Origin of the sequence: Ensifer sp. 4252 (genome assembly GCF_050434565.1) — a bacterium.
Classification (GTDB): domain Bacteria; phylum Pseudomonadota; class Alphaproteobacteria; order Rhizobiales; family Rhizobiaceae; genus Ensifer.
The window spans coordinates 113,829-121,330 of the sequence record NZ_JBNDIU010000021.1; the positions used below are offsets into that span (position 1 = coordinate 113,829).

At 58.1% G+C, this 7,502-nt stretch carries 7 protein-coding genes; 5 read left to right on the forward strand and 2 right to left on the reverse strand.

Going from position 1 to position 7,502, the window contains the following annotated elements; genetic code table 11:
- Nucleotides 1–23: 23 nt before the first annotated feature.
- Together ABIE33_RS28445 and ABIE33_RS28450 are read right to left on the reverse strand one after the other, a co-directional pair.
- Entirely contained in the window at nucleotides 24–602 is a 579-nt protein-coding gene (locus tag ABIE33_RS28445; protein WP_429131283.1) for a HupE/UreJ family protein, read from the reverse strand.
- A 113-nt stretch (nucleotides 603–715) separates the two neighbouring features.
- Nucleotides 716–2,152 (reverse strand): GntP family permease, encoded by a 1,437-nt coding sequence (locus tag ABIE33_RS28450; protein ID WP_429131286.1) that lies wholly within the window; start codon nucleotides 2,150–2,152, stop codon nucleotides 716–718.
- 849 nt (nucleotides 2,153–3,001) lie between these two features.
- Here ABIE33_RS28450 and ABIE33_RS28455 point away from each other — a divergent pair.
- From ABIE33_RS28455 to ABIE33_RS28475, 5 genes are all read left to right on the forward strand, one after another.
- Complete coding sequence (locus ABIE33_RS28455) at nucleotides 3,002–3,283, forward strand: YMGG-like glycine zipper-containing protein (protein WP_429131301.1); 282 nt, start codon at nucleotides 3,002–3,004, stop codon at nucleotides 3,281–3,283.
- A 243-nt stretch (nucleotides 3,284–3,526) separates the two neighbouring features.
- Complete coding sequence (locus ABIE33_RS28460; RefSeq protein WP_429131289.1) at nucleotides 3,527–3,721, forward strand: hypothetical protein; 195 nt, start codon at nucleotides 3,527–3,529, stop codon at nucleotides 3,719–3,721.
- A 184-nt stretch (nucleotides 3,722–3,905) separates the two neighbouring features.
- The gene (locus ABIE33_RS28465) at nucleotides 3,906–4,544 is read left to right on the forward strand and encodes an HdeD family acid-resistance protein (protein ID WP_429131291.1); all 639 of its coding nucleotides are present in this window, start codon (nucleotides 3,906–3,908) and stop codon (nucleotides 4,542–4,544) included.
- 744 nt (nucleotides 4,545–5,288) lie between these two features.
- The gene (locus ABIE33_RS28470; protein WP_429131293.1) at nucleotides 5,289–5,723 is read left to right on the forward strand and encodes a hypothetical protein; all 435 of its coding nucleotides are present in this window, start codon (nucleotides 5,289–5,291) and stop codon (nucleotides 5,721–5,723) included.
- 713 nt (nucleotides 5,724–6,436) lie between these two features.
- Nucleotides 6,437–7,078 carry a peroxiredoxin-like family protein gene (locus ABIE33_RS28475; protein ID WP_429131294.1) on the forward strand — a complete coding sequence of 214 codons (642 nt, stop codon included), beginning with the start codon at nucleotides 6,437–6,439 and terminating at the stop codon, nucleotides 7,076–7,078.
- Nucleotides 7,079–7,502 lie beyond the last annotated feature (424 nt).

Genomic DNA, 7,502 nt, shown 5'->3' on the forward strand with positions numbered 1-7,502 from the left:
AGTTGACCGGAAGCCTTCGCCTGCTAATTGGCAAGCAAAAGGACACCCCCGAGAGCGGCCACACCACCGGCGATCCGCACACCCGCCGAACCGTGCATGAAGCGGCCCATGGCAATGCCGAGACCGACGCCTGCGGCGTGAAGAAAGGCTGTCGCAAGCGCGAAACCGGCACCGAACCAAAAGGCGCTATTGCCAGCCAACTCAGCGCCGTGCGCATGGCCGTGGAAAAACGCAAACAAGCCCACGATCGCGGCGGCGGCTGCAGTCGGGACAGGCTGGGCGATGGCGACCAGCAGCCCGACGACCACGATCGAGGCCAGGATCACAGGCTCGACGAAAGGCACGGGCAATCCGAAGAGTGCCATGACAAAGCCGAGCAGCATAACGCCGACAAAGGCCGCAGGAACGGCCAAGAGCGCGCGTCCGCCGAGGGCGGCCGCCCAAAGGCCGACACCGACCATCGCCAAGATGTGATCCATACCCGATAGAGGGTGCAATGCCCCGGCTATGAAGGAACCGTGTTCAGCATGACCGACATGAGCGAGGGCTGGCGTGCTCACCGTCAGTAAGGATGCAAGGGTCAGAACGGACAACTTTCTCATCGTACCATCTCCGTCTAGTTGATCGAATACGAGCGTTCGAAAACCGGCAGATACTCTCGTTTCCGGCGGCCCGCCGGAAACATGCTTACCAATCGGCCCGTCATGCGCCGCGTTCAGAACGAACCGAACATCGATCCCAGGACGAAGACGGCGGCGAGCGAGATGATGACGCCGACGATGACGGTCATCACCATGTCGAAATAGCTTCCAGCATGCGTTTGCTTGCTAATCTGCAGCAGCAGAAGCACCGTGCCATTGTGTGGCAATGCATCCAGCGTGCCGGCGCTAATGGTCGTCAAGCGGTGCATTAGCGCGGGGTCGATGCCGTATTCGGCGGCAAGGCGCATATATTCACCGCCGAGCGCATTAAGAGCGATCGCCATGCCCCCCGACGCCGTGCCCGTGAGCCCTGCCAGCGCGTTCATCGCAACGACCAGCGAAACGAGTGGGCCGCCTGGTATCTGAAGGACCGCATCCCGCACGACATTGAACGCCGGCATGGCCGCCACGACCGCGCCAAAGCCCACAAGGCTTGCAACTGTCAGGATCGGCAGCACCGCCGAATTGGCCCCGGCATCGAGACTTTCGCGCAGCTTCCTGAGCCGGCCAAAGTTTATGGTGATGACGGTGACGATCGCTGCAGCAAGAGCAATCAGGACCGCCCACACGCCGATTGTCGAGGTTATGTTGATGCCCAGACTGGCTTCGGCAGCGGAAAAATCGATCCGGGGCAGGACCACCAGAGCCATGAGGAAGTTGACCGCAATGACCACGACCAGCGGTAGGACCGCAAATAGGAACGAAGGACCGCTGCCTGCGCGTTCGCCATGCGTCAATTCGTTGGGGTCGAAGTCACCCGAGGTTGTAGCCTGCTCGCGGAGCTTCTCGGTGATGACCACGGCCGCGCCATCGTTCGCATACCCCTCCCCCTGAGCGCGGGCCTTTGCCTCGATACGTGCCAGCCACCACATCCCGAAAATGAACGTAATGATCGAAGCGATGATCCCGAGGCCGGGAGCGGCAAAGGTCGTCGTGCCGAAATACGGCATCGGAATGGCATTATTGGTCGACGGCGTACCCGGCATAGCTGACATAGTGAAGGTGAAAGCACCGAGACCGATTGCCGCCGGCATCAGGCGTGCCGGAATGTTCGCCGCGCGGAACATCTCACGTGCCATGGGCACCAGCACGAAGAATGCGACAAAAACGCTGACCCCCCCATATGTGACGACAGCAGAGGCAAGAACCACCGACAGCATGGTTCGTTCCACGCCAAGCTGCTTTGTGAGGTAATGCGCGATCGAGGTAATGGAACCGCTGTCATCCATCATCTTCCCGAAGATGCCGCCTAGCAGGAACATCGGGAACCATTGCGCGACGAAACGCGCGGTACCGTTCATGAAGGTTGACGTCCAATGCGGCAGAAGCGGCTCGCCCGAGATAGTGGCTACGATGAGGGCGGCCGCTGGCGCGAGCAGCAGGACGCTCCAGCCGCGATATGCGAACCACATCAGCAGGCCGAGCCCTAGAAGAATTCCCAATAGCCCCATGCCCGCCTCTCATCCTGCTCCGTTAAGTTGGAGCGTGTTCGGCAACAGCCGGATCGAGCAATCTGTTTGACGAAGAAGAAGGTGTGGCGTGCCATACCGCCTCCCTTGCGATTTTCATGGACCACGTCCGACAACAAGTCGACTGATTGCAGGTGCGAAGTCTCCGAGAGACGCAAGAAATGGACGCCATGCCCATTCCTGGGACAAGGCAACTAGATGGAAGATTACGAGGACGGCGGCGGGCGCAATGATCCTGCGGCTTTCTGAATTAACGAAAGCAGCCTCAATGGATTAGCTGCCAGTTTTATCGTGAAGACCCTTACAAGAGTTTGGCAAATATCAGAACAGACTCGGAAACTGACACGGGGGCGTCAGTGTGTTGCGCACGTGGTTTCGCTGCGACAGGGCAGAATTAAGTACAAGATTCCTAAGCTATTTCTGTCGTTCTCCCGTTTGTAAAAGAACCGGTGCGAGACCGGAGCATCGATTGCCTCTGGAAATTCGGAGTATTACGCGCTATTTTTCGATTACTATCTGCTCTCTACTGGCTGACGTCTATAACGGCGATTCTGGCGTACGCTTTCAACTAGCGCGCATATCGAAAACGAGAGATACACAGAATTGATCCGCATGCGCCTCTGCGCAGACATCCTAGTCTTGCGTGTTCGCGTGAAGCGCGATCACGAGAAGGCATAGCAGAAGCTATACTCTCGCTCGTGCGGGCATGGCGGGTGGCGCTGTGCCTGGATTGAAACGGAGGCGGCGGTGACTGTCGCCCCGCCCCGGCTCTAAGCTCGATATTGCAAACATTGGCCACTCTCGCCAAGGAGAAATGCGATGATTCGAAGCATGGTATTCCCTCTCACATTTGCGACTGTAGCCGCGATAGCTGTCGGCTGTGCTAGCCAGCAACAGAACCAGCGCGGGCTCAGCGGAGCTCTCATCGGCGCCGGAACAGGTGCCGTCGCCGGCCAAGTAATTGGCGGGAACACAACGAGCACACTTGTCGGTGCAGCCGGTGGCGCGCTGGTCGGTGGGGCGGTCGGAACCGCGACAACCTCGCCCGAAAACCGTGGAAACTGCCGATACAGACAACCGGATGGCACATTTATCATCGCCCGGTGCCGCTAACCCCCGGTTCGTACTGCTAGAGCCAGGCGATGGTAATTGCGTATCGGTTGGGAGACCGAAGCAGGTGCTTGGCGGTCCGAGGCCAATTCACATCTTGAGCCTGCCAAAGAGCATCAAGATCGGCTACGCGAAGTTCTTCGATCAGATCGAGAACTTTTTCGAAGCCGCACCGAGCTTGCTTCGTAGCTTCAGATAGATTTCTTTCATTCCACTCACGTATACTACTCAAAGTGGGGACACTACATGGCTGAATATCGTAACCTCAACCTGATGAAAATGAAGCTGATTGGCTTGGCTAGTATCATTATCGGGTTCCTAGTCGTAGCATCCGGCTACCGCTATGGCTCGTTTGGGTTCGGGTTGGCAGGAGCGGTCCTTCTGCTTATCGGAATAGCTTTCGTCATAGGCCACGTCCTGCGCCGAAATGAACGGCTGTAGCGCCATTGGCGTCACGCGGTTTATAGGGGCAAAGCCCACTAACGCAATCTGTGCGTCCGGCAGATCGATGCCGGCTGCGCAATCGACTGATTGCACAGCCCTCTGAGCTTATTCGGACCTTCTTTCCCGGCACACTCCGCTGGTCGGAGGAGTGGCAAACGAACAGGGGAGAGACAACGAAACCATGGCTTCTCACGACACCATGCCGCGCAATGCAGGTGGCGATCCGACTGGCCCGCCGGCGTCAGTTCGCTTAGTGCTGAGCGGAGTTATGCTTTTAGCGGGATTAGTCGTCCTGACGGATGTAGCGTTTGCGTCAATCATTACTCCAGGCTTCATCGGAACCGCTGCCATCCTGGTCGGCACATTCGAAATCGTTCACGCCATGTGGGCGAGAAGCTGGGCTGCCGTGTCGTGGCAAACGCTGCTGGGATTTCTTTGCATCGCCCTGGGCTTGATCCTTACTGATGCCGCCGGATCGGGCGTGATGGAGATGCTGACAAACATTGTGGCCCGGTCCGGGCGTACACAAGAGCTGTTGCAAACCTATACGATCGGCCTGCTGTTCACCCTGTCGGGCATCGTCAGGATCTTGCTCAGCATCAGCCACTGGCGTGAGGCAGGATGGACGATGATGCTGTCGGGAGCCTTTGGCGCCGCGGCAGGATTCGCCATCTTGTCCGAGTTTCCAAGGTTAAGTCTGTGGATGCTTGCGCTCTTGCTCGGCATCGATTTCCTGACGCAGGGCCTAGCGTGGCTTAGATTTGCATTTTCCCCTCAGCCGGAAAGAGGTGGAAACGGTACGGACCGCCCACCCGCGTAGGATGGTTTTCAGTGGTCAAATAGCCTCGCGAAGATCGGCGGAGGAGTATCCCGATCTGCCGCTTTTTGCCACAATACGAATGCGGTACTATGCACGTCTCGATTAACTCGACGGAACGCCCTGATTTTACGATCCCGGCTTGGAGCCACTGGAACAACGGGACGGCCTCCAGACCAATTTGCTCCATCGCCATGCACGACGAACCAGACGATCAGCGAATTGGGTCGCTGAGGATCTTTGTTTCCCGGATGGTCCGGCCATCCGCATTCACCACGCCCACACTCAAGTATTCCAATGATACGTCGATGCCCGCATATTGCGTCTTGGTCGTTTCTCCGTGTTGCTATGGAGCAGGCCACTCCTGACTCCGCGATACCATCATTTTGAGAGACGACCACCGGCCCTTTAAACCTAGCGGGCCGGTTTCTCCCCGCTATACCATCTTTTTAGCGCAAAACGTGAGCCTCCTCGCAACATGCCGTGGAAAGGGCCCTGGAGACCGTCTCACTTGACCCCTTCTCTTCGCTTCTGCCGCAATCAGGCATCGGCGCTCCGCGACTATGCATCACGTCCTAAGTATAGACGCAGTTTCCATTTCCTTGGCCTGGACTGTACTCATTGAAGCATTCGATGAATTATAGGGTGGGCGCTTTTGCATCCCGCCCAAATCTACGAATTTGGTCCAATCGCCTGTTTTTAGGGGGCGAAAACCCTCGGTGCGATTCAAATCAGCGAGGAACGACAATGATCGCGAATGAAAATGGTGAGGGTGTGGATCGCCGAGACTTCATGCTTGCATCGGCTGGCGCGTTCGGCGCTGCAGCTGCGCTGATAGCGGGACCGGCGCAGGCCCACACGGCCAACGCACCCGCAAGCACAGAGACCAGTTCGAAGATCGTAACCGTCTATACAGGTGATGTCATCGGCGGGAAAAAGGTCATAAGCTCGCTCGACGTGAACGACCTTGAGGCCGGGCAGAAGCATCATCTGTATTTTCAGGGGGTGGAGACGCCCACCGGCCAACACTGGTACGTCTCCGTAACGGTCGCCAGAGGCGCGAAAGCGGGCAAGCGTGTCGTTCTGACAAGCGGCGTGCATGGTGACGAGATGAGTTCCATCCATACCGTCCAGACCGTGATAAACCAGCTCGATCCGGCGAAGATCTCGATGCCGCCTTAGTACCGCTACACGGCTCATACGCTGCTTGATGGCAGAAAAGGCAGGCCCCACGTCAATTTTCTGTGTCGGCCTCTGCGGCCCTCCAAAAAATCAGACGTTGTAGAAAACGGACTTTTTCAACAGTATCGGCGCAGTGGCCGTCATTGGCGCTGCTCGCAACGGGCTACTGCTCACCAACCGCGACGGATAGGAACCGGAAGAATCAACCCGTTGATGACCTTGGTCGTCGCAGACTTGAGCGTCCAAAACGAGGTCGGGAACCGGACCTTCAACGCAATAGCATTCGGGAGTGCTCTCGTGTGAGGTCATTCGCCACATTTGGCATCCGGTCACATCGAGGCCGCCCGAGTTTCCAGACGTTGAACACTGGGAGGTGTACCGGCCGCCGAGAAGGCAATCGAGATCCACTGTGCGCTCGACCAACGTGAGCATCTGGCGGTGCCGTTAATCGTCCTGGCGCTGGCGCAAATCCACCAATGCCACGGAAGCCGGAACTCGCTGTCCGTTATTATAGCGAGCGCTCATGACGGCTCGGGAGCGGGCGAACCGCAGATGCTTTTTCCGTGTTAAGATGGGCTTGCAGCGCTTAATCTCGACCTCGGCAATGTGGCGGAAGCCAAACGCTAACTTACTCTGGCGCGGGAGTTTGCGCCCAGCACGGGCTCAAACCCGAAGCGCTTGTCGTGTTGCCTTTTCTTGCGAGGAGGTTGTCCATGTCCATGAGTAGTGTCAACGGCCCGCTGCAGCCGGGCGACCGGGCACCAGATGTTGTACTCGATGCCATCTCGCGCGAAGGCAAGGTCGCGCTCAATGATTTTCGAGACCGTAGCCCGTTACTGATCGGTTTGCTTCGAGGCCTACACTGTCCGTTCTGCCGGCGCCATGTCGCGGCGATGGCGCAACTAAAACCGGCCCTACATGAGAAAGGCGTCGAATGCCTGGCGGTGGTCAACACGCCCATCGAACGCGCGCGGCTCTATTTCCGGTACCACCCGACACCAAATCTTCTCGCGGCGTCCGACCCGGAGCGAGCCTCGCACCGTGCTTTCGGCTTGCGTGAGGTCGGGATGGACACGGTCATGGCGATACGGGTCCATCTCCCGGGCGAGTTGCCCGAGCCTATGGACGTAATGGCAATGAACGAGTTTCTCAACAAGAAGGAAGGATATGAGATTACGGAAGCCGATCAGCAGATGATGGCTTCCGGCCAGGCGCAGCTTGTCGGTCAGTTCCTACTGGACCGGGCGGGGATCGTACGCTGGAGCTTCACTGAAGTTTTGGAGGTTGGCTATACGTTCAGGGCGCCGAATCCCGAGGAACTGATGTCGGCGGCTTCCGAAGTCGCACATCAATAGGCTGCTGAAAACTCGCTCGACGACACCGTCCTGTGGCAATTCCGTGGGTTTGAGCCATCATCAAGGTAGTCAAGCGCGGCGGCTAAGGTCTGCCCGTAAGCTTCGTAGCGATTTCCATACAACGGCCCCGCGGAGTGACCTGGCGCTGGAGTGAGCAAACCTCAGCGGATAAGCGGGGCCACGTCCGCTCCTTGCCGCGATCACGTCGTTTCAGACCTTGGCATCGGGCGGCCATGTGTCTGGTTTTCGTGTTGCACCTCCTAGCAGCGGACGGTCGGCAGTCGGCCCCGCACCTGCCAGCAGCCGAGAGCGGAGATTATTTCCGCTTCGCGCCCTCATGCACGAACCCGCTTCGCGGGAGGGCGTGCGCGGTGAGGTTGGTGTGATTATCTGAAGTTCTAGGCAGGCTGTTGGTGTTGCCTGA